This is a genomic window from Brevundimonas sp. (assembly GCF_036399195.1).
In the GTDB taxonomy this organism is placed as follows: Bacteria; Pseudomonadota; Alphaproteobacteria; order Caulobacterales; family Caulobacteraceae; genus Brevundimonas.
In genome coordinates this window covers 1-22,559 of the sequence record NZ_DASWNO010000284.1, presented here as the reverse complement: position 1 = coordinate 22,559, position 22,559 = coordinate 1, and the positions used below count along the sequence as shown (strand labels likewise).

Sequence of the window (22,559 nt, the reverse complement as noted above, 5' to 3'; positions counted from 1 at the left end):
CCGCGTCGGCAGCACGCAGTCGAACATGTCGACGCCCCGCCAGACCGCCTCGACCAGGTCGACCGGCTTGCCTACGCCCATGAGATAGCGGGGCTGGCTGACCGGCAGCATGTCGGGCGCATAGTCCAGCACCTCGCACATCGCCGCGTGGCCCTCTCCGACCGCGAGGCCGCCGATGGCGTAGCCGTCGAAGCCGATCTCCTGCAGACGATCCGAGGATTCCCGACGAAGCGCCTCAGACGTCGACCCCTGCTGGATGCCGAACAGGGCTTGGGCCTCGCGCATTCCGAAGGCGGCCTTCGACCGGGCGCCCCAGCGCGCCGACAGCTCCATGGCGGCGCGGGCCGCGGGCTCCTCGGCCGGCCAGGCGACGCACTGGTCCAGCTGCATGGAAATGTCGGCCCCGATGCGGTCGGCCTGGATCTCGATCGACCGCTCGGGGCTGAGGACGTGCTTCGAACCGTCGATGTGGCTGGCGAAGGTGACGGCGTCCTCCTTCACCTTGGATATTCCCGCGAGCGACATGACCTGGAAGCCGCCGGAATCGGTCAGGATCGGCTTGTCCCAGCCCATGAACCGATGCAGCCCGCCCAGCCGCTCCATTCGCTCCGGCCCCGGCCGCAGCATCAGGTGATAGGTGTTGCCCAGGATGATGTCCGCGCCGGTCTGGCGGACCTGCTCGACGGTCATGGCCTTGACCGTCGCGGCGGTTCCGACCGGCATGAAGGCGGGCGTACGGATATCCCCGCGCGGCGTCTTCAGCACCCCGGTGCGAGCGCGGCCTTCAGTGGCGGTGATATCGAAGGGGAAGGGCATGGGCCGGAGGCCTTAGCGCCAATCCCCTGTCACGTCACCTCAAGGCTGGGTCAGGGCCGCCGGGCCCTGCCGGAGCAGCCGCCGCCAGAGCAACACGAGGAGCGCGCCGAGAGCGGATATGGCGGCGTTCATGGCGAGACCGAAGGCGAGAAGGAAGAGAAGCGCCCCGATCGCACCGACCGGCGAGGTCGCCTGCGCCCCGTTCAAGTGGAAGAGGCCAGGGGAGGTGAAGGCGAGAATGACGCCCAGTAGGGAGAAGGCGATCTGAAAGCTCGCGGCCACGATGAAGGTCACCAGGAATAGGTCGCCGAATGACGCTGTACGGATGTAGTTCATCTGTCCCTCCCGCTCAGGTAGATCGGAATAGCAGCGAACCGTCGCCATAGGAATAGAAGCGATATCCCTGCGCCACCGCATGGCCGTAGGCCGCCTTCATCGTCTCCAGCCCGGCGAAGGCGCTGACCAGCATGAACAGGGTCGACTTCGGCAGGTGGAAGTTGGTCATCAGCACGTCGGCGGCGCGGAAGCGGTAGCCCGGCGTGATGAAGATGGCGGTGTCGCCGTGGAACGGCCGCACGATCCCGTCTTCTCCCGTGGCGCTTTCAAGCAGCCGCAGGGAGGTGGTGCCGACGCAGACGATGCGGCCGCCGGCCGCGTGCACCGCGTTTAGCGCTGCGGCGGTTTCGGCGGACACTTCGCCCCATTCGCTGTGCATGCGGTGGTCGGCGGTGTTCTCCGCCTTGACCGGCAGGAAGGTCCCCGCCCCGACGTGCAGGGTCACCGCGTGGGTGGACACGCCGCGCGCCCGGACAGCCTCCAACAGCGCCGGCGTGAAATGCAGGCCCGCCGTCGGCGCCGCGACCGAGCCGTCATGCTCGGCGAAGACGGTCTGGTAGTCGGAGCGGTCCCGATCGTCCTCCGGGCGCTTGGCGGCGATGTAGGGGGGCAGGGGCATGACCCCCACATCGCGGATCGCCTCGTCCAGCATCGGGCCCGCCAGGTCGAAGCGCAGCGTGACTAGCCCGTCGTCGCCCTTGGCTTCCACTGTCGCGTGGAGCCGCCCGAGCAGGCAGGCTCCGCCGGCTTCACTGCCGAACCGGATCCGGTCTCCGACCTTGAGCCTCTTGCCCGGCTTCATGAACGCGGACCAGATGTCAGGCGTGTCGCGGTGGTGCAGGGTCGCCTCGACGGGCAGAGCAAGCGTCTGTCCCTCCGGCCCCACGCGCTCGCGCACGCCGGAGAGCCGGGCCGGGATCACGCGGGTGTCGTTGAAGACCAGTGCGTCGCCGGGCTCCAGGTAGTCGGACAGGTCGCTGATGATGCGATCTTCCAGACCGGCGTCCCGCACGATCAGCAGGCGCGCGGAATCCCGCGGCTGCGCCGGGCGCAGCGCAATCCGGTCCTCCGGCAGGTCGAAATCGAAATCGGCGGTCCGCATCAGGCGGGGCAAAGCACATGGCGACGGCGGCGGGTCAAGACCGGTCCACGCGCCACCGCTCCGCTTAAAGCTTGGTTCAAGAGTGGCCAGTAGGTTCGGGAAATGCCTGTTTCGCCGGTTCAACAATTCGCGCCGGCGTGGGACCGGCTCCGGCGGCCCGTATGGCTGTACGACCCCCACGCCAGCCGGGGTATATACGCCAACCCCTGCGCCCTCGCGCTCTGGGGCGCCGAGAGCCTCGAGGAGCTGCTCGGGCGTGATTTCTCGGTGCTCTCGCCGGCCGTGAAGGCTCGGACCGACCGTCTGGTGGCGCTGACGTCGGCCGGCGAAGAGATCAGCGAGAGCTGGACCTTCTATCCCAAGGGCCAGCCCTTCACCGTCCAGGCGACGATTTCCGCCTTCCGGCTGTGGGACGGCTACGACGTTCTCCTGTTCGAAGCGTCGCCCACCGAGGTGGCTCCGGACGAACGGCGAGCGGTCGAAGCGCTGCGGCACACCTCAGCCTTGATCACCTTGTTCGACGCCGAAGGCCGCCGACTGTTCGCCAACCCGGCGGCCTACAGCGCCTATGGTTCGGATGACGCTTTCAGCCAGCGGTTCATTGATGCCTCCGAGAGCGATAGCCTGTTCTCCGCGGCCGCTCGTGGCCAGGGCGTGGACGGCGTCTGCGAGGTGAGGACCAGGGCCGGAGCCCGCTGGCACCATATGGACGCCCGCCCCGTGTTTGACCCCGTGACCGGCGCCCCGGGCGTCCTGCTCAACGAACAGGACGTCACGGCGCGGATCGAGGCCGAGATGGGCCGGAGCGCGGCCGAGCAGAAGGCCGCGATGTTCGACGCGCGCCAGCGGTTCCTGACCGAGATGTCGCACGAACTGCGGACGCCCCTGAACGCGGTGATCGGCTTCTCCGGTCTTCTCGCCGAACGCGGACTGGACGATGTCGCCAGCGATCAGGCCCGCCGCATCCACGAAGCAGGCCAGGGCCTGCTGCAGGTGGTCAACCAGATGATCGCACAGCCCGAGGGGGCAACGACGGGTGAGGATATCGGCTTGGCCGCCGACGATCTAGCCGGCCCGGCCGTTCCGGCCGAGGAGCCCGCTTTGGCCGGACCCGGCGTCCGCGCCCTCTACGTCGATGACAACGAAAGCAATCGGACGCTGGTCCGCGCCATGCTGGCGACGCAGGGCATCGTCTGCGAGACCGCCGACGACGGCGCCCAGGGCGTCGAGGCGGCCGCGGTCGGAGACTGGGACGTCATATTGATGGATATCCAGATGCCGGTGATGGACGGCGTCATGGCCACGCGGCGCATCCGGTCCTTGACCGGACCCGCCGCCGCCACGCCGATCATCGCCCTGACGGCCAACACCCTCGACGAGCAGGTCACGTCCTACTTCGAAGCAGGCATGGACGACTGCATCGCCAAGCCGGTCGACATGATCGAACTGCTGACCAAGACCGCCCATTGGGCCGGCTGCGGCTGGCGTGAGGGGCTGACCGCTGACACGGCGGGCGCTCGGGGCTGACGCCTCGGCCCGTTGACCCGCCCGCGCATCCGTCGCAAAGCCGAACCCATGCTGCAGAACCTTGAAACACTCGCGCGCGACGCAAAGTCGTGGCCGTTCGAACAGGCCCGCAACCTTTTGGCCCATGTGCTGAAGAAGCGGCTGTCCGACGCGGACCGCAACGCGGCCAGGCTGCTGATCGACGCCGGAAAGACGGGCGAGGCGCTGGCGACCTTCGAGGCGCTGCGGCGGCCGGTCATTTTCGAGACCGGATACGGGCCGTCCGGCCTGCCGCACATGGGGACCTTTGGCGAGGTGGCGCGGACCACCATGGTCCGCAACGCCTTCCGGGCGCTGACCGGCGACCACTGGGCGACCCGGCTGATCGCCTTCTCGGACGACATGGACGGTCTGCGAAAGGTGCCCGACGGGATCCCGAATCCGGAAATGCTCGCGGAGGACCTGCACAAGCCGTTGAAGGTGGTGCGCGACCCGTTCGGCACGCACGACAGCTTCGGCGCCCACAACAACGCGCGCCTGCGCGCCTTCCTCGACGGCTTCGGCTTTGAATACGAGTTCCTGTCCTCAACCGAGCAGTACCGGTCCGGACGCTTCGACACGACGCTGCTGACCCTGCTGGAGCGGTTCGACGCGGTGCAGGCGATCATGCTGCCGACGCTTGGCCCTGAACGGCGTGAGACCTATTCGCCCTTCCTGCCCGTCAGCCCTGTCACCGGCCAGGTGCTGCAGGTCCCAACGCTGGAGCGGAACGTCTCGAAGGGCACGATCGTCTTCGACGATCCCGCCGGCGGGCGCACCGAGCTTCCCGTCACCGGCGGCCATGTGAAGCTGCAATGGAAGCCCGACTGGGCCATGCGCTGGACCGCGCTGGACGTTGACTACGAGATGTCGGGCAAGGACCTGATCGAGAGCGTGCGCGAGAGCGGCAAGATCTGTCGCGCGCTGGGAGGCGTCCCGCCCGAAGGCTTCAACTTCGAACTCTTCCTCGACATCGAGGGCAAGAAAATCTCCAAGTCCAAGGGCAACGGCCTGACCATGGACGAATGGCTGCGCTACGGCACGCCGGAGAGCCTGAGCTGGTATATGTTCCAGTCGCCCAAGTCGGCCAAGTCCTTGCACTTCAACGTCATCCCGCGGGCGATCGACGACTATCTGGCGTTCATCGAGGCTTACAGGACACAAGAGCCAGCCAAGCGGATCGACAACGCCGTTTGGTCAATCCACGCCGGCGACCCGCCCGCGCACACGTCGCCGGTGTCGTTCGCCCTGCTGTTGAACCTCGTCGGCGTGGCGAACGCCTCGTCCAAGGCGCAGCTGTGGGCCTATTTCGCCAGATACCTGCCCGACGCCACCCCGGACTCCGAGCCGCTGCTGGACCAGCTGATGGAGCGGGCGCTGAACTACTACGAGGACTTCGTGAAGCCGACGAAGTCCTACCGCCTGCCTGACGCACGCGAGAAGGCGGCGCTGCTCGACCTGGCGGACCGGCTCAAGGCCCTTCCGGGGGACACCACGGACGGCGAGATGATCCAGGGCGAGGTCTACGCCGTTGGCAAGGCGCACGAGTTCGAGCCCCTGCGCGGCTGGTTCGCGGCGCTGTACGAGGTCCTGCTGGGCGCGGCGCAGGGGCCGCGGTTCGGCTCGTTCGCCGCCATCTACGGCCTGACGCAGACAATCGCGCTGATCGAGGACGGCGCGGAGGGGCGTCTGACCCAAGCGTGACAATAACGCCGCTGTGGGTGCGGTAACGTACATGAACCGAATATAACGGCGCGGCTCCGGGAGCCTTCATCCGCGACGGCGCATTCTCCATGACATCGACCAACCTCGATGAATGGAGAGAGCCATGTCGAAGATAATGAACACCACCCTGGCCACCGCCGCCGCTCTTGCGGCCCTGGTGACCGCGGTCCCCACCGTCTCGATGGCCCAGCAAGCCAACGGCGTGACCAACTGTGACGCCCCCGGCGGTCGTCAGCGCACCGGCGCCCTGCTCGGCGCGGTCATCGGCGGTCTCGCCGGCAGCCAGGTGTCCAGCAACGAACGCACCCTCGGCGCCGTCGTGGGCGCCGGCGCCGGCGCGGCCGCGGGCTCGTACATCGGCTGCAACCAGCAGCGCGCCCGGGTCGACACCACGGCCAGCAGCGGCGCTCAGTATCGCGCCACCTCGAACCTGCGCATCCGGTCGGGCCCCGGCACCAGCTACCGCCAGGCCGGCTCGCTGCGCGCCGGCCAGCCCTTCGCCGTCATCGGCTCGCAGGGCGAGTGGGTCCAGATCGCCGGCGGCGGTTGGGTGAACGCCAACTACGTCACCGCCTACTGATCGCTGACCAACGAAGAACAGAAGGGCCGCTCCGACCGGGGCGGCCTTTTTGCTGCCCGCTACTGGCTGACCCAGAGGATCCGCGCCATCCAGTCGATGTCGACGCGGGGCAAGGTTCGGGGCGCGTAGGCCGGATTGATCGAGGCGAGGGTGACCGAGCGGGCCGTCAGGGCGGCGACCTCCTTGGCCAGCGTTTCGCCGTCGCGGGTCCGGACAACAACCCGGTCCCCCTTGCGGACCCGCGTCGCCTCGCGATCGACGACAACGCGGTCGCCTGCCCGGTAAAGCGGGATCATGGAATCGCCGTCTATCCGCAGGCTGAACAGGGCGTCGCGCGGGCGCGGCAGGTCGGTCTGCTCCCACCCGTCACCGGTCGGCAGGCCGGCTTCGTCAAAGAACCCGTCTTCGCCGGCCCGCGCGAGACCCAGCATGGGTATCGCAGCGGGGCGCTCCGGCGCGTCCCGAGCCAGTTCGGCGAAGTCCCCCAACGATACGCCGGTGGCCTGCAGAACTCGGGTGAGACTTTCCGTCGAAGGCCACCGCGGCCGCGGCGGTTCGCCGGGCCCGAACCGTTTTGATGGATTGAAACTGGTCGCATCCAGCCCGGCCCGCCGCGCGAGCGCGGAGGGGCTCAGCCCCTCCCGACGGGCCAGTCCGTCGATCGCCTTCCAGATTTGCGCATGGGAGAGGGGCATGATCGTCCGGTCGGCCGAATCGGCGGCCTCGCCGAAGACTAGCGCGAAACGTAGGAATGTTCACCTATCCGCGATGCTCAGCCCAGAACGCGGCGTTCGTTCCACGCTCCGATTACGCCCACGGCAAGCGCCAGGAGGATGCCGTAACTGGCTGCGTTGAGGACCACATAGAAGGCGGCGAGGGGAGGGCGGATATCTACCAAGGATGCGACATGCGTCATGACGATGAGGGCCTGCAGGGCGCCCGCCCAGACTGGCCATGAGCGGCGGCTCTTCCACGCCACCGCCGCATAGACGACCAGCATGACCACATCGACCGCCATCAGGCCCCATTGCGGCCCCGTCAGGCGACTGTCGTCCTGCAGAAGGAGCGAGGCCAGCAGGCCCAGCGCGCACGCGCCGCCGCCCACCCGCTCAGGTTCGTCGCCCTTGAGGAAGGCGAAGCCCACCACCGCCAGGGTGACCCCGACGCCGATCTGCGAATGGATGGTGTCGAGCATTGGCCGCGCCGCCTATTCCAGCCCCGCCGCCCGCCGCTCCTGCCACGCCCAGAAGGTGCCGACGGCGAGGGCGACGAGTAGTCCATAGTTGGCGAGGTTGTTGACGGCGGAAAACGCGTCTCCATCCGGGCGGAGATCAGCCGCGACAAGAGCGTGACCGGTGACGATCAGGGCCTGGCATGCCGTCGCCCACACCAGCCAAGCCCGCCGGGTGTGCCACATGAGGCCGATCAGGACCGCGAGGAACAATGCGTCCAGGCCCATGAGGCCCCATTGTGAGACGATGATCCCGGTGCTGCCTGGAATGACAATGCCGGCCAGAAAAACCAGAACGAGCGCGGCCGCGCCCGTCCGCTCGGGCTCGTCCCCCTTCAGGAATGCGAACGCCACCACGAGGACCGTGAGCGCGGTGCCGATTTGAGAATACAGCGTGATGAACACAGAATCGCCCCCACGGCGTAAGCGTGGGGGCGACCATGCCTTAAGTCAGCGCGCCGGGGAATGCCCGGTGGCGGACATTACCTCGAATTAAACCGCGCGCAGATGACCGGTGGTCTTGGTGTCTTCTTCGACGCCCTTGTCCCGGAACGGTCCGGCGTAGGTGCCGAAGCCGAGGCGACGGTGATCCTTGGCCAGTTCGTTGTGGCACTCGATCAGCGACTGACGAGCGGCGGCCAGGCCGGCGATCGCCGCCATGGCCTTGGTCTGGGCCTCTGCGCCGGCGACGGCGGAGATGTTCAGGGTGGTCCGCGAACCGATCATCGCCTGGACGAGAGTCGTGGCGTTCGCGATCGCGGCGTCGAGCGCTTGCTCGGTCGCATACAGGTCGCCGGCGACGCTGGCGATAACTTCGGTCTTGGTCATAGATGCCTCCCCACAAAACATGGTGAAGCGGCTCTTAACACGAAGTCGAGCTGAGCGGTAGGGTTTTGTTGACCACGTTCGGAAAGGCTCCGGTTGTGTCCCCGCCGCCGCCGCCGATCGGGGGTGTGTCGCCCGGCTTGTCCACGGGCCCTGACGCCAGCGCATCCAGGCCCAGCTTGCGCGCGACGGCGGCGAGGGCGTTGTGGGTCTGGACCAGATGGGAGCGCGCCGAGGACAGGGCTGTGATCGTGGCGGCGGCTTCGTCGAACACGCGCTGCCCTGTCACGGCCGACAGATAGGCGTCCGCCCGGGCGCTTGGCAGCATGGCCGCGAGCGTGGCGGACTCCGTCAACGCCGCGTCGATGGCCGTCTCGGCGGCGAACAGGCGCGCCGCAAGGGTCTCGCCGATGGATAGTCTGGTCATGTTGATCCTCCCCGTGACTCGGCGTCACCGGTGGATGCAATCATAAAGGGTTAACGGACACAACTAATAGTCTTCATCCGCGAGGAGGAAATGCGCGGTGAGCGCGGCAATGGGGTTGTCGGGATCATCCTGCCACGCCTCCGCGAGGACGTGGGCCACGCGGCGGCCCGCACGGCCGATCCGGGCGTTCGCCTTCACATCGGCGGGCCGGCCGGACCGCAGGTAGGCGACGCTCACATTGATGGGCCGGGGCAGGCGAAGGCGCGGATAGATGACTGCCACCTGGGCGATCGCGGTGAGTTCGAGCAGGGCCGCCGTGGACCCGCCATGGAGCGCCGGCAGGACAGGGTTGCCGATCAGGCGGTCGGCGAACGGCATGGTTACCGTGAGAGCGTCGCCCTGGCGCTCTGCGCGAAGGCGGAGAAAGCGGGCGTAGGGGACGCGGTCGAGGACCTCGCTCATCGGCCGGCTGCCGGTGACGCCGGGCGGTCTCGGCCCTCGGCTGAACCCAGGACATAGGCGCTTTGCACGGCGGCCACCGGATCGTCCGGACTGTCCTCGAAGGCCCAGCCGCGGACGAAGGCGACCGAGCGCGTGAGGCGGAAGCAACGCGCCTCCGCGATCAGATCGCGGCGCGGCCCGGCGGGACGCATATAGTCGACCCTAAGGTCCAGCGTCGCCAGCGGCTCGAACCGGCCCAGCGCCACCCAGACCGCCATGCCCCCGACGTGGTCCAGCAGGGTGGTGACCAGACCCCCCGCCAGCACACCCGTGTCCGGATCTCCGACCAGGTCCTCGCGCCACGGCGCACGAACCCTGACGCGGTCGCCGTCAAGTTCGTCGAAGGCGAAGCCGAGCGCGTGCGTGTGGGCCGCTCCGCTGGCGAGTTGCGGCAACAGCGAGATGATGGGCGATGTCATCTCCCGTTTCTGGTTTGCTCGCCGAATGAGCGCAAGGCCGGCTCGCGCGTTGTGTGCGGGCCATGACCGCCATATCCAGCCGATGATGCGTTTCGAGGATCTGCTCAGGCCGACGCCGGCCGGGCTCTATTGTCCGCCGGGGGACTTCTACGTCGACCCGGTTGAGCCGGTGGATCGCGCCGTCATAACCCATGGCCATGCCGACCACGCTCGGGCCGGTCACGGCGCGGTGCTGGCCACGCACCAGACGTTGGCGATCATGGCGGAGCGCTACGGCGAGGATTTCACGGCTCTCCGGCAGGGCGTGGCCTATGGCGAGACGGCGACCCACAACGGCGTCGAGATCGAACTGGCGCCGGCCGGCCACGTTCTGGGCTCGGCCCAGGCGGCCATTCGCTGGCGCGGCATGACGATGGTCGTCTCAGGCGACTACAAGCGGCGGCGAGACCCCACCTGCCAACCTTTCGAGCCCGTGAAGTGCGATGTCTTCATATCGGAAGCGACGTTCGGCCTGCCGGTCTTCACCCACCCCGACGACCGCGAAGAGATCGCGCGGCTTCTCCACTCGCTGAGGCAGTTCCCCGAGCGGGCCCATCTGGTCGGAGCCTATGCGCTCGGCAAGGCGCAACGAGTCATCCGTCTGCTGCGAGAGGGCGGTTGGGACCGTCCGATCTATGTGCACGGGGCCTTGGAGCGGCTGAACCGCCTCTACGAGCGCGAAGGCGTCGACCTCGGCCCAATCCTGCCCGCGACAGGGCTGAAGCCGAACGCCCTCGGCGGCGAAGTCGTCATCGGGCCGCCGTCCGCAACGCAGGACCGTTGGGCGCGGCGTTTCGCCGATCCCGTGCTGGCCTTCGCTTCCGGCTGGATGCTGATCAAGGCGAGGGCGCGCCAGAGAGGCGTGGAGCTGCCGCTGGTGCTGTCGGATCACGCCGACTGGTGCGAACTCACTGACACTTTCACCGAGCTGAAGCCGGAGGAGGTGTGGATCACCCACGGCCGTGAGGAGGGCCTGCTTCGCTGGTGCGAGCTGAAGGGCCAGAAGGCGAGGGCGCTTCGGCTGGTGGGCTATGACGAAGAGGACGAGGAAGCGGCGCCCGCCGCCCCGAACTAGGCCGCGGAACGGCCCGGGCGTTGCGTCACCGCCTCGGGCGCCTCGGCCGCTTGTTCAAGCGCGAGGTTCATGGCCATCCGCAGCCGCTCAGGCTTGATCGGCTTCTCGACCACCGCGGCCATGCCGATGCCGATGTAGCGCTTGGCGTCCTCGGGATCGGCGTTCGCCGTCAGCGCAACGATGGGAATGTCGGCCGCTGGCCCCCTGAGCGCCCGAATGGCCTGGGTGGCGGCGACCCCGTCCATGCGGGGCATCTTGATGTCCATCAGGACGAGATCGAACCGCCCCTCCTGAACGATGCTGAGCGCTTCCAGACCGTCTTCGGCGGTCTCGGATGTGCAGCCGAACATCTCGCAAAGCGCCTGGGCCACGACCCGGTTGGTGGCGTTGTCGTCGACGATCAGGACGTGCGGAGTCGCCGTGAGGCCGCTCTGTCCCAGGCTCTCGACGTTCGAGGCCGGGGCGGCTTCCGCCACCGACCGCGCCGCGGTCAGGTCGAAGGCGAAGGTCGCTCCTCGTCCCGGATTGTTCTCGGCCCAGATGCGGCCGTTCATGCGGTCGACGATCTGGCGGCAGATGGCCAGCCCCAGCCCGGCGCCGTCCGGACCGGAGCCATGCACGAACGGATCGAAGATGGCGTCGACCCGCTCTGCCGGCACGCCTGGCCCGTCGTCGCGCACACGGGCCTCCAGTCGCACAGAGTCTCCCTCAGCCGCGGCCTTCAGACCCACTTCGACCACGCCGTTGCGCGCGAACTTCAAAGCGTTGCCGATCAGGTTGTTGAACAACTGCTTGATGCGCACACCGTCGAGGTCGGCCGCCAGCTCCGTGTCGCCTTCGTAGCTGACCATCAGGGTCACGTCGTCTTGCGACGCACGAGGCGCCCACATCGCCTCGATGTCGTCCATCAAGGCGCGCAGCGGCGTGGCTTCCGGATGGATCTCCAACTCGCCGGCCTCGGCGCGCGACAGGTCCAGCGCGTCCTGCAGGATCTGCAGCAGGGTCTCGGAAGAATCGATGATCGTGGTCACATGGGCTTGAGCCTGCGGATTGAGCGGTTGCCGGCGCAGCAGCTCGGCGACCGCCAGAACCCCGTTCATGGGCGTTCTGAGCTCGTGGCTCATGATGGCCAGAAACTGGCTCTTGGCCCGGGCGGAAGCCAAGGCCTGGGTGCGGGTGTCGCTGAGGACGCGCGCCTGCTCGGCCAATTCCTCGTTGTGCCGCCGCTGGCGGTCGTTGACGGCCTGCAGCAGTGACACGGCCGTGCCGACGCCGTGATAACCGCCGTCGCGGGTGACGATGAAGCCGCGCATGAGCGCGCCGGGACCGCTCTTCAGCAGGCTGTCGCAGAAGGAGTCGATGCTGACGCCGGCCTCGACGACGGCCGGCTCCGTGTCCATCAGGTGCAGGATTGGGCGGTTCGCATACAGCGAATGGCCGAACGGGCCGGCGATCTTGAGCAGGAAGGCGTGACGTTCGACCAGGCCGACAGGCCGGCCATCCTCGACGACGGGGATCACCAGCGTGTCGGGCTCGCTCTCGAAACGCTGGAAGATGACGCTTCCGGGCGTCTGAGGCGACACCGCCTCGGCGCGCTCGGTCAGGACCTCGATGGTCGGCATTTGCGCCCGGAACTCCACTGCGACAGCCGACATTGGCCCGCCGGTCTTTTCGGAAGGGTTAAGAGAAGTCATCGGCGTTTCCCGCGACTTTTGCGCCGCTCGCCCCTCTGGTGTAGAAGGCCCGCCCCGCCCATTTGGGGGCCCCATCTCCTTGTTTATGCGCGCGGCCGCGGGCCGACCGCAGGTTTGTCATGAGCGAATTCCAGCCGGACCCCGCCCAATCGGCCCTTGTCCTCTTCTCCGGAGGCCAGGACAGCGCGACCTGCCTTGCGTGGGCGCTGGACCGTTGCGCGCGCGTCGAGACGGTCGGATTCGACTACGGCCAGCGCCACGCCGTCGAGATGGAGGCGCGGATCGAGGTGCGGGAAGGCTTGAAGGCGGTGCGGCCGGACTGGGCGGAGCGACTTGGCCCCGATCACGTCGTCGACCTCACCGGCTACGGTCGCATCGCCGACAGCGCGCTGACCGCCGACCGCGCTATTGATCTGGACGCTCGCGGCCTCCCAACCACCTTCGTGCCGGGCCGTAACCTCGTGTTCCTGAGTTGTGCAGCCGCTCTGGCGGACCGCCGGGGCCTCGACGTGCTGGTAGGCGGCATGTGCGAGACGGACTTCTCCGGCTATCCCGACTGTCGCCGCGCGACCATCGACGCCATGGAGACGGCGCTGAGCCTCGGCCTTGATCGTCCGGTGACCATCGAGACCCCGTTGATGGCGCTGACCAAGGCGGAGACCTGGGCGCTGGCGGACCGCCTGGGCGGAGCGCCGCTGGTCGAGCTTATCCTGGAGGCGTCGCACACCTGCTATCGCGGTGATCGCGAGCACCGGCACGCCTGGGGCTACGGGTGCGGAGACTGCCCGGCCTGCGACCTGCGGGCCGTGGGCTATCAGCAGTGGGTCGCCCGATGACCTATTCGGCCAAGGAAGTTTTCCTGACGGTGCAGGGTGAGGGAGGGCAGGCCGGTCGGCCCGCCGTCTTCCTGCGCTTCGCGGGGTGCAATCTCTGGAATGGGCTAGAGCGCGACCGGGCCGCCGCCGTCTGCACCTTCTGCGACACGGACTTCGTCGGCGTCGATGGCGACGGCGGCGGAAAGTTCGCGACCGCGGACGCTCTGGCCGATCATGTCGAGACGATGTGGCGAGGCCGGGAAGGGGACCCGAAGCTGGTCGTCTGCACCGGCGGGGAACCGCTGCTGCAGCTGGATCGACCGCTGATCGATGCCTTGCAGGGTCGTGGTTTTGAGATCGCCGTCGAGTCCAACGGCACCCTGGCGGCGCCGGACGGCGTCGACTGGATCTGCGTCAGCCCCAAGGCCTCGGCGCCGGTTGTGCAGACCAGCGGCCAGGAGCTGAAACTCGTCTTCCCGCAGCCCGCCGCCATGCCCGAGCGGTTCGAACATCTGGCGTTCGAGCGCTTCTGGCTGCAGCCGATGGACGGGCCAGACCAGGCCGCCAACACGGCGGCCGCGCTCGACTACTGCCTCAGGCATCCCAAATGGCGCCTCAGCGTCCAGACCCACAAATACATCGGCGTAAGATGAGCGTTTTCGAGATCACCAAGGCCGCGACCTTCGACGCTGCCCACCACTTTCCGAACGAGCCCGACGGCAGCCCGTATCGCCGGATGCACGGCCATTCGTTCTCGGTCGAGGCGACGGTCCGGGGCGATAGCCTCGACGGGCGCGGCTGGGTCGCCGATCTCGGTGCGCTGGACCGTGCGCTGAAGGCGGCGGCGGAAGAGCTGGACCACGGCCTTCTGAACGACAAGCCGGGGCTGGAGCTGCCGACGCTGGAGCACCTGTGCCTGTGGTTCGCCGACCGGCTTAAGCCGGAATGGCCGGGTTTAAGCCGGGTCGCCGTGTCGCGACCGACGATCCACGAGCGCTGCGTCCTGACGCTTTAGGTCAGCAGTCGCGGCCCTGGCGTTGCCGCTGTTCGCAGCGGCGCTGCTCCCGTTCGTATTCCCGCTGCTCGCGTTCGCGTCTGGCCTTGGTCTCCTCGTCGGAGGTGGTGACGGCGTCGACGCCCGCGCCCACGACCGCGCCGGTCGCTTGAGCCGCGCCGCCCACGATCGCGCCGGCCGTCCCGACGACGGCCCCGACCAGACAGCCCTGCAGCATCAGCGCCGTTGCCAGCACGACGGCGACGGCGGCCAGCTTCCTGGGTGGATTTTGCATGGTGCCTCTCCTGTGGCGCGGATGGTGGGCGGCGAGGGGTTCGAACCCCCGACCCCCTCGGTGTAAACGAGGTGCTCTGACCAGCTGAGCTAGCCGCCCATTTCCGATGGTCCGTCCGTGTTCTAGAAGCGGAAGCTCGCGCGCAGGAACAGCATGAAGCGAACGTAGTCCTCGATCATTTCCGCGTCGGCGTTGATCGAGAGCATGCCCAGCTCGTTGCCGATGTTGACCCTCAGGCCGACGATCGGACCGCCGCCCTTGATCGAGCCGCCGTCCAGCGTGAAGTCCGGACCGCCGGAGCGGAAGCGGGCGATGGTCTCGCCCGGATCGACCGAGATGTTCTGACGCCAGCCGACGCGCAGCTCGGGCCGGAGCCAGCTGTTGTCGCCCATGGCCATGCCCAGGTTCACCGCGGCGGTGGCCGAGAACAGATGGCCTTCGCGATCGTCGATCTCAAGATCGAAGCCGTCGCCCCCGCCTTCCTCGACGTGGCCGTCTTCGCTCAGCGAGAAGTACTCGGCATAGACTTCGGGACGGATGCTGAAGCGGCCGAAGTTGCGCTCGTACGAGGCGCCGCCGGCGGCGGCCAGGGTGAAGCCGCTCCAGTCCGACTCGTTCGACAGGTTGAGGCCCGCGCCGACGAAGCGGCGCTCGGAGTTGAAGGTCGCATAGCCGGCCGCAGCCCGGGCCCAGGTCGTCCAGTGCTGGCCCTGCGCACGCCAGTAGAGACCCAGTTCCAGCAGGTTCGCCGACAGAACTTCCTCGGCTTCCGCCTCGGGGTCCTCGAGATCGGATGAGGTGAAGGCGGCGGTGATGCCGACCGCCCCCAACCCGCTCCCGCGCTCGACGCCGCCGGCGATGCCGAAGCCCTCCGAGCGGAAGCCGTAGGTCTCTGTCTTGTCCTTGTCGGCGTAGAAGTTGATCTCCTGAACCCAGGCGCTCGTCTCGCCCGGCGCCGCCGAGGCGTTGCGCCCGGTGAGGGCGCGGGTCACGGCGTCGACGCCGGACGCCAGCGACAGCAGCGGCCCGCCCGAATGGTCCGGCAGAAGCTGCTCGTACAGGTTGATGAAGTCTTCCCGACCGCTCTGGGCCAGGAAGGCGTTGCGCACGTTCACCGCGTCAGGCGCCCCGATAGCCGAATAGAAGGCGTCGTAAAGCGAAGCCTCGGCCTGAATGAGCTCCGCCTCGGCGGCGGTGCGTTGACGGACGTCCACGAATACGTCGCCCGCCGGCACGTCGGCCTTCGCATCGACCACATAGAGATAGGGCGAGTTCGCCTCGATCGAATCCAGGTCGATCGCGCCATAGTTCAGCGTCGTCGCGTTAATCAGGGTGAAGCGGCCCGGCCCAGAGAGCAGGGAGGTGAAACGCACCCCCAGACCAGCGCCGTTCGCCAACGTCGCCGTGCCGGCCACGTTGAAACCACCGGATGATCCGTTGGCCGGGTCGAGCGACACGATAAGATCGCCTGTCGATCCCACATTCAGGCTGGTGACGTTCAGGGGCGTGGTTTGCCGCGCGTCGAGCGTGCCGTTGGCGACGTCGATTGTCAGGTCGCCGCCTGTGTCCGACAGCGCTCCGCGAACCTGTGCGCCGCCCGTGATCGACAGGCGGTCGGCGCCCGCGCCGAACGCAATGTCTCCAAGCACGACGCCGTTGCGGATATCGACGGTGTCGGCTCCTGAGCCCAGCCTGATCGCGCCCGCGATAATCGGCTCGGACAGGTCCGGCACGCCGTCGCCGTCCGTGTCCGGATTGGCCGTCGTCGGCGCCGAGGCGATCCCGTTCTGGAGCAGGGTCACGCCCGTGGTGTTGGCGCTGACGTCGATGGCGGTGCTTGTCCCGGTCACGACGCCGTTCTCGTTGGGATTCAGCGTGGCCTGCAGCGACCGCGTGTTGGTGATGGTGGTGAGGGTGCCGCTTCTGTCCAGCAGGGCGGTCACATTGGCGGCCCCGCCGCCGCCGGATGCGAGCACGGAGCCGTTGTTGATGAAGGTCGGCATGGAGGCGCCGGCGTCGATCTGGATCGCCGTGCCCTTGACAGCGGTCGTGCTCGAAACGCCTGCGGTGATCGCCGAGCCATTATAGAATTGCGCCGCGCTGGCGCCGGTCCCGAAACGGATGGCGGTAGCGTCCGCTTCACTGGCGAGCGTCGCGATCGTGCCATCGTTTCGAACGCCGCCTGCGACCGTTACGGTTTGACCCGCATTGCCGCCGATCACGACAGCGTTGGCCGCGGCGCCGTCATAGACGCCCTGGGCTGTCACGGACCCGCGGTTGATCAGGCCGAATGCGCTGTCTCCCGTGCCGACCGCGCCGAGGGTGATCGAGCGCGTTGCCGAGCCGATGGCGAGAGCGGGCGCCGAGCCGAACACCGAGATCGCTCCCGTGCCCTCGGTCGCGTCAGGCGTGCCGTCCGCGTCCTCGTCCGCATTGGCCGTGTCCGCGTCGATTGGCGGGCGGTCGATGACGACCCCGCCCGCGACGTTGCCGGCGATGATGACGGCCGAACCGCCCTGCGCCTTGTCCTCGGCGTCCAGCTTGGTTTCGAAGTCGTTGGACCCGCGAGAGGTATAGCGATAGCCCGTGGCGCTGACCTCGCCCTGCAGGGTCAGCCGCCCTCCGACATCGCCACCGATCGAAACCGCCGACGCATTGGCGCCCCGCGCAGCGAGGGCTCCCAACAGGTCCACCGGTCCGCTGACGTTGCCTGTCGTGCGCAAAGCGACCGAGTTGTCCCCGAACACCCGGACCGCGCCCTGGGTCAGGACCCGGCCGTTCAGTCCGGACTCTATGGAGATGCCGTACGAATTGTTGCCTTCTACGACGATCCCTCCCTGTGCGCCGACCGTCAGGTCGCCGGTGACCGCCGCCCCGGGGGCGTAGCGGACCCCGTAGCGGCCCGATCCAGTGGCGAACGGGCCGTCGAGGTCGCCGTCATTGTCGGTGTCGGGATAGGCGTCGATGTTGTCGCTGATGGTGATGGCGCCGTTGATCGCGACGTTGGAGGTCACGCCCGGGCTGACGAGCACACCGGTCGAGCCGTCCGCGGAGGCGGCCATGGTGATGGAGCCGCCCGGGTCCACGGTGAAGTTATGGCTGCTGTCGATCGTGACAGCGGTTCCTGAGGCGACGTTCACCGCGCCGCCGCTGGCGATCCGGATGACGTCCGGTCCCGAGCCCGTGGCGTTGGAGGTCGCGATCGGGGTCGTGCGCGCGGTCGAGATCACGACCTCGGCCGAAGCGCCCGAAGCCGCCATCAGGGGAGCGATCGCAACCGCGGCCGCGAGTAGATTACGCATTCGGAAGAAACCCCGTTGGACGAGACGCCAGAGACGCGACCGATCCTCTATCAGGGACCATGCCAGCCTGCCTCAAGTTTCTCGAATTTGAGGCGAATGCAAGGCGGAAGCGGCTTTCCGGCCCGCCAGTCCAAGCGTGGCTATTGCCAGGTGGGCTATCGAAGTGATATCACTTTCGCGGTCTGACAGGGAGGGATTCGATGACGGCGAGCACACACTCAAAATCCACGGAACGGGCTGCATCGACAGCCAATGGCGTCGTCATGCTTCTCCTCGGCCTGGCGCTTCTGATCGGCGGTCCGGTGGCGGTTGGGGCGAACCCCGACAACGGCCTCCAGGTGGCGGGCGGCATCGGCATTGCGATCATCGGCCTGCTGCTCGTTTGCGGTCTGTACTCGCTTCAGCCGAACGAGGGCATGGCGATCCTGCTGTTCGGCGACTATCGCGGGACCGACCGGAAGACCGGACTGCGTTGGGTCTTGCCCTGGTACAGCCGGAAGAAGATCAGCCTGCGGGTCCGCAACCTGACCAGCGACAAGCTCAAGGTGAACGACCGTCGCGGCAGCCCGATCGAGATCGCCGCCAACGTCGTCTGGCGCGTGCAGGACTCGGCGCAGGCCTTGTTCGACGTCGACGACTATCAGGCCTTCGTGAACATCCAGGTCGACACTGCGCTGCGCGATATCGCGTCCCACTACGCTTACGACCACGGCGACGAAAGCGACGCTCCGGAGATGACCCTGCGCGCGGACGCAGAGGACGTCGCCGGGCGCCTCAGGGACGAGCTGGTCGGGCGCGTCAGCGTCGCGGGCGTCGCCGTGGATGAAGCCCGGCTTGCGCACCTCGCCTATGCGCCGGAGATCGCCGGAGCCATGCTCAAGCGGCAGCAGGCCGAGGCCGTGCTGTCGGCGCGCCGCCTGATCGTGAAGGGCGCGGTGGGAATGGTCGAGAACGCGCTCGCCGATCTGAACGAGCGTGGGGTGGTCGATCTCGACGAGGATCGGAAGGCCGCGATGGTGTCCAACCTGCTGGTCGTCCTGTGCGCCGACCGCGAGGCCCAGCCGGTGGTCAACACCGGCACGCTCTACGGCTGATGGGCCGCCCCAGGAAACCCTTCCTGATGCGCGCCTCTCCCGGAGTGATGGCGGCGGTCGAGCGCCTGGCCGCCGCCGAGCTGCGGTCCGTCAATGCGCAGCTGGAGATACTGCTGCGTGAAGCCCTTCACCGTCGCGGCGTGACCCCGGCCCCGGATCCGCCGCCGACGGACGAAGCTTGAGCTTCATCATCGACGGCGCTACGGCCCGCGCATGGTGAAGTCTCACATGTCCAAGGTCCGCAAGGCCCGGCGCATCCAGAAGCGCGTCAAGCGCGGTGCGCTGAGCATCAGCGCGGCCGAGCGGGAACTGATGAACCTCGCCGGCGTCGAGGTTCAGGAGGGCGAGCTCCGACTGATCCCGGGCTGGGACGAGGAGGTTTCGGACACCCTCAAGGCAACCAAGGCGGCGGGCGAGGACGGCCGGCCGCGTCTGGTCGACACCACCATGCTGTACGCGCCGCGCTCGGGCGGGGTGAAGCGGTATCTGCTGTCGAAGAAGGCCTGGCTCGAGAAGAACCGCCCCGGGGTGGCTCATTCGCTCGTGGTGCCTGGCGCGCACCATCGGGCGGGCGACGACGGGATCGTCCAGCTTCACGCCGCCAAGCTGCCGTTCGGCGACGGCTATCGCTGGCCCACGTCGGTTCGTCGATGGGGCGCATGGGTGGCGTCGCTGAATCCTGCGATCATCGAGGCCGGAGACCCCTACACGCCGGGGCAGGGTGCGCTGGAGGCCGGTCAGCGGGCGGGCTGCCCCGTCGTAGGCTTCTGCCATTCCGATCCCGCGGGCCTAGCCGCCCTGCATTTCGGCGAGTGGGCGAAGAAGCCGGTCGAGAAACGCTGGGCCCAGCTGTTCGGCCAGTTCGACAAGGTCGTGTCGCCCAGCCGCTTCATCGCGCGTCGGCTGGAGGAAGCCGGCGTCGGGAACATCGTCATTCGGCCGCTGGGCGTGGAGATCGACACCTTCCGTCCTGATCGGCGCGACCGGAACTGGCTGCTGAAGGCGCTGGGCCTGCCTGCGTCGGCCCGCCTGCTCTGTTTCGCCGGACGACCCGCGCGAGAGAAGAACATCGACGTCCTCATCGAGGCGGTCCAGAAGCTCGGCGATCCCTATTATCTGGTCCTGGTGGGCGCGGGGGCGGGCATGCCGCCGGAGGACCGCGTCATCTCACTGCCCTATGAGTCGAACCCCAAGGCCGTGGCGAAGATCATCGCCAGCTGCGACGCCTTCGTCCACGCCAACGACAAGGAGCCGTTCGGCCTGATCGTGCTCGAGGCCATGGCCTGCGGTCGCCCCGTGGTCGGCGTCAACGCCGGGGGGGTCAAGGAAACCGTCGACGACACCGTCGGCCAGCTGTCCCAGAGCGCCGATCCGGTCCACTACGCCGCCGCCATCGAGGCGCTGTTCAAGCGCGACGTCGAAGCCCTGGGAGCAGCCGCCCGCGCCCGCACGGTCGAGCGCTTCGCCTGGAACCGCGTGTTCGAGGATCTGGCCGACGTCTATGCGGACGTCAGCGGCGAACGCGCATTCGCCCAGCCGGGCGAGTGGAAGGCGGACTGACGCCATCTTCGATCCGTCATCCTCGGGCTTGTCCCGGGGACCCATGGTTCGATCTGCGTGACCTTCGGCTTGCCCCGCCGGCAGCGGGCGGTCACAGTCGAACGGGACACAGTCGAATGGGTCCTCGGGAGAGGCCCGAAGACGACGGGGATTTGAGATCATGAAACGCCTTCTGCTCGCCGCGGCTATCTCCGCCCTGACCGCCGCCTCCGCCATGGCGCAGACCGTCATCATCGTCCGCCACGGCGAGAAGGCCGACGCCAGCGCCGATCCGGTCCTGTCGGACGCTGGGCAGGCGAGGGCGCTAGCCCTCGCCGAGCATCTGAACGACGCCCATCCGTCCGTCATCCTGACCAGCCCTCTGCAGCGCACCCGGCTGACCGCCGCGCCGACTGCGGAGCATCATTCGGTCACGTCTGAGGCCGTGCCGCTGGACGGCGGGCCCGGCCCTCACGTCGCTGCCATCGTCGCCAGGGTTCGTTCCCTCCCGCAAGACGCCACCGTCTTGATCGTCGGCCACAGCAACACAGTGCCGCTGATCGCCCGGGCGCTCGGCTACGCCGACGCCGCCGACATGCCGGAATGCGAGTACGACCGCGTAACGACGCTGCATCTGATGGGCGACGCGGCCCACGGCATGGTGTCGCGTTATGGAGCGCCTTCGACCTGCCCGGCGGCCTGAGGCCTAGCGGTCCACCTTGCGGATCCGGGCGCCGTTGACCTCGAACAGGTTGTCGCCCGCCGACACATAGATCGGCGTGCGGTTCTGGAGCGACAGGAAGACGTGGGTCTCTACCGGCCCGCTGGAGACGATCTGGCTGACGACCATGGCGACGGGCGTGCCCTGCGGGCCGGCCTGCGCGCGGGGCATGTTCATGCAGGCGTTGCTGAGCATGTCCCGCTGAAGCACCGTTGAACCATCGGCGCTGACGCGGAACCGGTAGTGGCCGCCCATGGGAATGATGTTGGCGTCATTGGTCGAGGTCAGCAGCCACACGAGCCAGCCGTCGCTCTCCGGATCGTCGAGCACCACTGCATTCAGCTGCCGCGAACAGCGCAGCCGCCCGATGTTCTGGGCGGCGGTCGTGCGAGCGCGGAACTGGGCCGCCTCGGCGTCGGTCAAGGCGCCGTCCGAGACGGTCTCGACACGACCGGCGCGGCCGTTGCGAACGAGAACGTCCCAGCCCGGCTTGAGGGTGTCGCCCTCCACGCGCACGAAGCGAACCCGTTGGCCCCCGGCTTCCTTGGCCACGATCCATCCGCGCAAACCTTCCGGCGGGGCGCCGCCGAACTGGCGGAGGAGAGCGTCCGTCGCGACCCAGGCGGCCCGATCCTGCTCGAAGATCGCCTGGCCCATGGCCCCGACGCGCGCGTGCGACCATTCCTCGATCGGCGTCGGATCCGGCAGGGTCTCCTGAGCCGTCGCGGGCCGAGCGACGCCGCCGATCAGAAGCGCGGCGGCGATCGAGGTCAGACCTCTGGCGACAGCGAGGAACATTCGGTCTCTCCGGTGTGGAGAGCCAGACTACCTCTACACGTCCAGCTCATCCACCACGAACCGGGCGTTGTCCTGGATGAAGCGATAGCGCTCCTCGGCCTTCTTGCCCATCAGCCGCTCGACCAGATCCTCGATCTCGTCTTCCGACTCCGGCACGGTGACCCGGGCCAGCGTGCGCTTCTTCGGGTCCATGGTGGTCTCCTTGAGCTGGGAGGCCATCATCTCGCCCAGGCCCTTGAAGCGCCCGATCTCGACCTTCTTGCCCTTGAACACAGTGGTCATCAGCTCGTCGCGGTGCGCGTCGTCGCGGGCGTATTCGGACAGCGGGCCCGCGCTGATGCGGTAGAGCGGGGGCAGGGCCATGAACAGCCGCCCCTGACGGATCGTCTCGGGCATGGAACGGTAGAAGAAGGTGATCAGCAGGGCCGCGATGTGCGCCCCGTCCACGTCGGCGTCAGTCATGATGACGATGCGCTCGTAGCGCAGGTCCTCGATGTTGAACCGGCTGCCCGGCTGCACCCCCAGCGCCAGCGCCAGATCGGACAGTTCGATGTTGGCGCGCAGCTTGTCGGCGGTGGCCGAGGCCACGTTCAGGATCTTGCCGCGCAGGGGCAGGATGGCCTGGGTCGTGCGGTCGCGCGCCTGCTTGGCCGAGCCGCCGGCCGAGTCGCCCTCGACGATGAACA

Annotated in this window: 26 protein-coding genes and 1 tRNA gene; 11 read left to right on the top strand and 16 right to left on the bottom strand. The window is 68.0% G+C overall.

Annotated features, from left to right (window positions below):
- The 3 genes from tgt to queA form a co-directional block, all read right to left on the bottom strand.
- The coding region (tgt, locus tag VGB60_RS12450; protein WP_331038568.1) for a tRNA guanosine(34) transglycosylase Tgt at nucleotides 1-816 on the bottom strand (816 nt) is incomplete at its 3' end.
- Nucleotides 817-855: 39 nt separating this feature from the next.
- Complete coding sequence (locus tag VGB60_RS12445) at nucleotides 856-1,152, bottom strand: hypothetical protein (protein ID WP_331038567.1); 297 nt, start codon at nucleotides 1,150-1,152, stop codon at nucleotides 856-858.
- A gap of 13 nt (nucleotides 1,153-1,165) precedes the next feature.
- The gene (gene queA, locus VGB60_RS12440; protein WP_331038566.1) at nucleotides 1,166-2,254 is read right to left on the bottom strand and encodes a tRNA preQ1(34) S-adenosylmethionine ribosyltransferase-isomerase QueA; all 1,089 of its coding nucleotides are present in this window, start codon (nucleotides 2,252-2,254) and stop codon (nucleotides 1,166-1,168) included.
- A gap of 102 nt (nucleotides 2,255-2,356) precedes the next feature.
- Between queA and VGB60_RS12435 the strand changes: the two genes are divergently transcribed.
- From VGB60_RS12435 to VGB60_RS12425, 3 genes are all read left to right on the top strand, one after another.
- Complete coding sequence (locus tag VGB60_RS12435) at nucleotides 2,357-3,781, top strand: response regulator (RefSeq protein ID WP_331038565.1); 1,425 nt, start codon at nucleotides 2,357-2,359, stop codon at nucleotides 3,779-3,781.
- A gap of 48 nt (nucleotides 3,782-3,829) precedes the next feature.
- Nucleotides 3,830-5,503, top strand: a complete 1,674-nt coding sequence (locus tag VGB60_RS12430) for a lysine--tRNA ligase (RefSeq protein ID WP_331038564.1) — start codon at nucleotides 3,830-3,832, stop codon at nucleotides 5,501-5,503.
- Between the two features lie 124 nt (nucleotides 5,504-5,627).
- Nucleotides 5,628-6,104: an SH3 domain-containing protein gene (locus VGB60_RS12425; RefSeq protein ID WP_331038563.1), complete on the top strand. Its 477-nt coding sequence runs from the start codon at nucleotides 5,628-5,630 to the stop codon at nucleotides 6,102-6,104.
- 59 nt (nucleotides 6,105-6,163) lie between these two features.
- Here the strand turns inward: VGB60_RS12425 and VGB60_RS12420 are convergent, their stop codons facing one another.
- The 7 genes from VGB60_RS12420 to VGB60_RS12390 all read right to left on the bottom strand — a co-directional run bounded on the left by VGB60_RS12420 (nucleotide 6,164) and on the right by VGB60_RS12390 (nucleotide 9,507).
- A complete protein-coding gene (locus tag VGB60_RS12420; protein ID WP_331038562.1) occupies nucleotides 6,164-6,799 on the bottom strand; it encodes a helix-turn-helix transcriptional regulator in 636 nt (211 codons plus the stop codon).
- 77 nt (nucleotides 6,800-6,876) lie between these two features.
- Nucleotides 6,877-7,299 carry a hypothetical protein gene (locus VGB60_RS12415; protein ID WP_331038561.1) on the bottom strand — a complete coding sequence of 141 codons (423 nt, stop codon included), beginning with the start codon at nucleotides 7,297-7,299 and terminating at the stop codon, nucleotides 6,877-6,879.
- A 12-nt stretch (nucleotides 7,300-7,311) separates the two neighbouring features.
- On the bottom strand, nucleotides 7,312-7,740 hold the full coding sequence (locus VGB60_RS12410; protein WP_331038560.1) for a hypothetical protein: 429 nt from the start codon (nucleotides 7,738-7,740) through the stop codon (nucleotides 7,312-7,314).
- Between the two features lie 87 nt (nucleotides 7,741-7,827).
- On the bottom strand, nucleotides 7,828-8,163 hold the full coding sequence (locus VGB60_RS12405; RefSeq protein WP_331038559.1) for a hypothetical protein: 336 nt from the start codon (nucleotides 8,161-8,163) through the stop codon (nucleotides 7,828-7,830).
- A 34-nt stretch (nucleotides 8,164-8,197) separates the two neighbouring features.
- The gene (locus tag VGB60_RS12400) at nucleotides 8,198-8,587 is read right to left on the bottom strand and encodes a hypothetical protein (protein WP_331038558.1); all 390 of its coding nucleotides are present in this window, start codon (nucleotides 8,585-8,587) and stop codon (nucleotides 8,198-8,200) included.
- 63 nt (nucleotides 8,588-8,650) lie between these two features.
- Nucleotides 8,651-9,049 carry a PaaI family thioesterase gene (locus VGB60_RS12395; RefSeq protein ID WP_331038557.1) on the bottom strand — a complete coding sequence of 133 codons (399 nt, stop codon included), beginning with the start codon at nucleotides 9,047-9,049 and terminating at the stop codon, nucleotides 8,651-8,653.
- Nucleotides 9,046-9,507: a PaaI family thioesterase gene (locus tag VGB60_RS12390; protein ID WP_331038556.1), complete on the bottom strand. Its 462-nt coding sequence runs from the start codon at nucleotides 9,505-9,507 to the stop codon at nucleotides 9,046-9,048. Before VGB60_RS12390 ends, VGB60_RS12395 begins: the two co-directional genes overlap by 4 nt.
- Nucleotides 9,508-9,589: 82 nt before the next feature.
- On the opposite strand from VGB60_RS12390, the gene VGB60_RS12385 reads away from it, so the two are divergent.
- Nucleotides 9,590-10,621: a ligase-associated DNA damage response exonuclease gene (locus VGB60_RS12385; RefSeq protein WP_331038555.1), complete on the top strand. Its 1,032-nt coding sequence runs from the start codon at nucleotides 9,590-9,592 to the stop codon at nucleotides 10,619-10,621.
- Here the strand turns inward: VGB60_RS12385 and VGB60_RS12380 are convergent.
- Nucleotides 10,618-12,276 carry a response regulator gene (locus tag VGB60_RS12380; RefSeq protein ID WP_331038554.1) on the bottom strand — a complete coding sequence of 553 codons (1,659 nt, stop codon included), beginning with the start codon at nucleotides 12,274-12,276 and terminating at the stop codon, nucleotides 10,618-10,620. The two genes, VGB60_RS12385 and VGB60_RS12380, sit on opposite strands and share 4 nt — an antisense overlap.
- A gap of 158 nt (nucleotides 12,277-12,434) precedes the next feature.
- Here VGB60_RS12380 and queC point away from each other — a divergent pair, with 158 nt between their 5' ends.
- The 3 genes from queC to VGB60_RS12365 are packed head-to-tail and all read left to right on the top strand — an operon-like array spanning nucleotide 12,435 to nucleotide 14,145.
- Entirely contained in the window at nucleotides 12,435-13,151 is a 717-nt protein-coding gene (gene queC, locus VGB60_RS12375) for a 7-cyano-7-deazaguanine synthase QueC (protein ID WP_331038553.1), read from the top strand.
- Nucleotides 13,148-13,783: a 7-carboxy-7-deazaguanine synthase gene (gene queE / locus VGB60_RS12370; protein WP_331038552.1), complete on the top strand. Its 636-nt coding sequence runs from the start codon at nucleotides 13,148-13,150 to the stop codon at nucleotides 13,781-13,783. Before queC ends, queE begins: the two co-directional genes overlap by 4 nt.
- Nucleotides 13,780-14,145 (top strand): 6-carboxytetrahydropterin synthase, encoded by a 366-nt coding sequence (locus tag VGB60_RS12365; RefSeq protein ID WP_331038551.1) that lies wholly within the window; start codon nucleotides 13,780-13,782, stop codon nucleotides 14,143-14,145. The genes queE and VGB60_RS12365 overlap by 4 nt, the downstream gene beginning before the upstream one ends.
- A 1-nt stretch (nucleotide 14,146) precedes the next feature.
- Here VGB60_RS12365 and VGB60_RS12360 read toward each other — a convergent pair whose 3' ends face one another.
- The 3 genes from VGB60_RS12360 to VGB60_RS12350 form a co-directional block, all read right to left on the bottom strand.
- Nucleotides 14,147-14,419: a hypothetical protein gene (locus tag VGB60_RS12360; RefSeq protein ID WP_331038550.1), complete on the bottom strand. Its 273-nt coding sequence runs from the start codon at nucleotides 14,417-14,419 to the stop codon at nucleotides 14,147-14,149.
- Between the two features lie 22 nt (nucleotides 14,420-14,441).
- A tRNA-Val gene (locus tag VGB60_RS12355) sits at nucleotides 14,442-14,518 on the bottom strand.
- Nucleotides 14,519-14,541: 23 nt separating this feature from the next.
- On the bottom strand, nucleotides 14,542-17,721 hold the full coding sequence (locus VGB60_RS12350) for an autotransporter outer membrane beta-barrel domain-containing protein (RefSeq protein ID WP_331038549.1): 3,180 nt from the start codon (nucleotides 17,719-17,721) through the stop codon (nucleotides 14,542-14,544).
- A 263-nt stretch (nucleotides 17,722-17,984) separates the two neighbouring features.
- Between VGB60_RS12350 and VGB60_RS12345 the strand changes: the two genes are divergently transcribed.
- The 4 genes from VGB60_RS12345 (at nucleotide 17,985) to VGB60_RS12330 (ending at nucleotide 21,057) form a co-directional block, all read left to right on the top strand.
- A complete protein-coding gene (locus VGB60_RS12345; RefSeq protein WP_331038548.1) occupies nucleotides 17,985-18,815 on the top strand; it encodes an SPFH domain-containing protein in 831 nt (276 codons plus the stop codon).
- Nucleotides 18,816-18,841: 26 nt separating this feature from the next.
- Nucleotides 18,842-18,997, top strand: coding sequence for a hypothetical protein (locus VGB60_RS12340; RefSeq protein ID WP_331038547.1), 156 nt, complete (start codon nucleotides 18,842-18,844; stop codon nucleotides 18,995-18,997).
- Between the two features lie 130 nt (nucleotides 18,998-19,127).
- Nucleotides 19,128-20,375 (top strand): glycosyltransferase, encoded by a 1,248-nt coding sequence (locus VGB60_RS12335; protein WP_331038569.1) that lies wholly within the window; start codon nucleotides 19,128-19,130, stop codon nucleotides 20,373-20,375.
- A 160-nt stretch (nucleotides 20,376-20,535) separates the two neighbouring features.
- A complete protein-coding gene (locus VGB60_RS12330) occupies nucleotides 20,536-21,057 on the top strand; it encodes a phosphoglycerate mutase family protein (protein ID WP_331038546.1) in 522 nt (173 codons plus the stop codon).
- A gap of 3 nt (nucleotides 21,058-21,060) precedes the next feature.
- Here VGB60_RS12330 and VGB60_RS12325 read toward each other — a convergent pair whose 3' ends face one another.
- A complete protein-coding gene (locus VGB60_RS12325; protein WP_331038545.1) occupies nucleotides 21,061-21,873 on the bottom strand; it encodes a hypothetical protein in 813 nt (270 codons plus the stop codon).
- Between the two features lie 33 nt (nucleotides 21,874-21,906).
- Nucleotides 21,907-22,559, bottom strand: a 653-nt coding sequence (locus VGB60_RS12320; RefSeq protein ID WP_331038544.1) for a toprim domain-containing protein, incomplete at its 5' end; no start/stop codon positions are given.

What these genes read in the sequence shown, in the direction of transcription:
- VGB60_RS12445 (WP_331038567.1), bottom strand. Translation starts at nt 1,152, where the DNA reads ATGAACTACATCCGTACAGCGTCATTCGGCGACCTATTCCTGGTGACC.
- queA (WP_331038566.1), bottom strand. Translation starts at nt 2,254, where the DNA reads ATGCGGACCGCCGATTTCGATTTCGACCTGCCGGAGGACCGGATTGCG.
- VGB60_RS12435 (WP_331038565.1), top strand. Translation starts at nt 2,357, where the DNA reads ATGCCTGTTTCGCCGGTTCAACAATTCGCGCCGGCGTGGGACCGGCTC.
- VGB60_RS12430 (WP_331038564.1), top strand. Translation starts at nt 3,830, where the DNA reads ATGCTGCAGAACCTTGAAACACTCGCGCGCGACGCAAAGTCGTGGCCG.
- VGB60_RS12425 (WP_331038563.1), top strand. Translation starts at nt 5,628, where the DNA reads ATGTCGAAGATAATGAACACCACCCTGGCCACCGCCGCCGCTCTTGCG.
- VGB60_RS12420 (WP_331038562.1), bottom strand. Translation starts at nt 6,799, where the DNA reads ATGCCCCTCTCCCATGCGCAAATCTGGAAGGCGATCGACGGACTGGCC.
- VGB60_RS12415 (WP_331038561.1), bottom strand. Translation starts at nt 7,299, where the DNA reads ATGCTCGACACCATCCATTCGCAGATCGGCGTCGGGGTCACCCTGGCG.
- VGB60_RS12405 (WP_331038559.1), bottom strand. Translation starts at nt 8,163, where the DNA reads ATGACCAAGACCGAAGTTATCGCCAGCGTCGCCGGCGACCTGTATGCG.
- VGB60_RS12400 (WP_331038558.1), bottom strand. Translation starts at nt 8,587, where the DNA reads ATGACCAGACTATCCATCGGCGAGACCCTTGCGGCGCGCCTGTTCGCC.
- VGB60_RS12395 (WP_331038557.1), bottom strand. Translation starts at nt 9,049, where the DNA reads ATGAGCGAGGTCCTCGACCGCGTCCCCTACGCCCGCTTTCTCCGCCTT.
- VGB60_RS12390 (WP_331038556.1), bottom strand. Translation starts at nt 9,507, where the DNA reads ATGACATCGCCCATCATCTCGCTGTTGCCGCAACTCGCCAGCGGAGCG.
- VGB60_RS12385 (WP_331038555.1), top strand. Translation starts at nt 9,590, where the DNA reads ATGATGCGTTTCGAGGATCTGCTCAGGCCGACGCCGGCCGGGCTCTAT.
- VGB60_RS12380 (WP_331038554.1), bottom strand. Translation starts at nt 12,276, where the DNA reads ATGTCGGCTGTCGCAGTGGAGTTCCGGGCGCAAATGCCGACCATCGAG.
- queC (WP_331038553.1), top strand. Translation starts at nt 12,435, where the DNA reads ATGAGCGAATTCCAGCCGGACCCCGCCCAATCGGCCCTTGTCCTCTTC.
- queE (WP_331038552.1), top strand. Translation starts at nt 13,148, where the DNA reads ATGACCTATTCGGCCAAGGAAGTTTTCCTGACGGTGCAGGGTGAGGGA.
- VGB60_RS12365 (WP_331038551.1), top strand. Translation starts at nt 13,780, where the DNA reads ATGAGCGTTTTCGAGATCACCAAGGCCGCGACCTTCGACGCTGCCCAC.
- VGB60_RS12360 (WP_331038550.1), bottom strand. Translation starts at nt 14,419, where the DNA reads ATGCAAAATCCACCCAGGAAGCTGGCCGCCGTCGCCGTCGTGCTGGCA.
- VGB60_RS12350 (WP_331038549.1), bottom strand. Translation starts at nt 17,721, where the DNA reads ATGCGTAATCTACTCGCGGCCGCGGTTGCGATCGCTCCCCTGATGGCG.
- VGB60_RS12345 (WP_331038548.1), top strand. Translation starts at nt 17,985, where the DNA reads ATGCTTCTCCTCGGCCTGGCGCTTCTGATCGGCGGTCCGGTGGCGGTT.
- VGB60_RS12340 (WP_331038547.1), top strand. Translation starts at nt 18,842, where the DNA reads ATGCGCGCCTCTCCCGGAGTGATGGCGGCGGTCGAGCGCCTGGCCGCC.
- VGB60_RS12335 (WP_331038569.1), top strand. Translation starts at nt 19,128, where the DNA reads ATGAACCTCGCCGGCGTCGAGGTTCAGGAGGGCGAGCTCCGACTGATC.
- VGB60_RS12330 (WP_331038546.1), top strand. Translation starts at nt 20,536, where the DNA reads ATGAAACGCCTTCTGCTCGCCGCGGCTATCTCCGCCCTGACCGCCGCC.
- VGB60_RS12325 (WP_331038545.1), bottom strand. Translation starts at nt 21,873, where the DNA reads ATGTTCCTCGCTGTCGCCAGAGGTCTGACCTCGATCGCCGCCGCGCTT.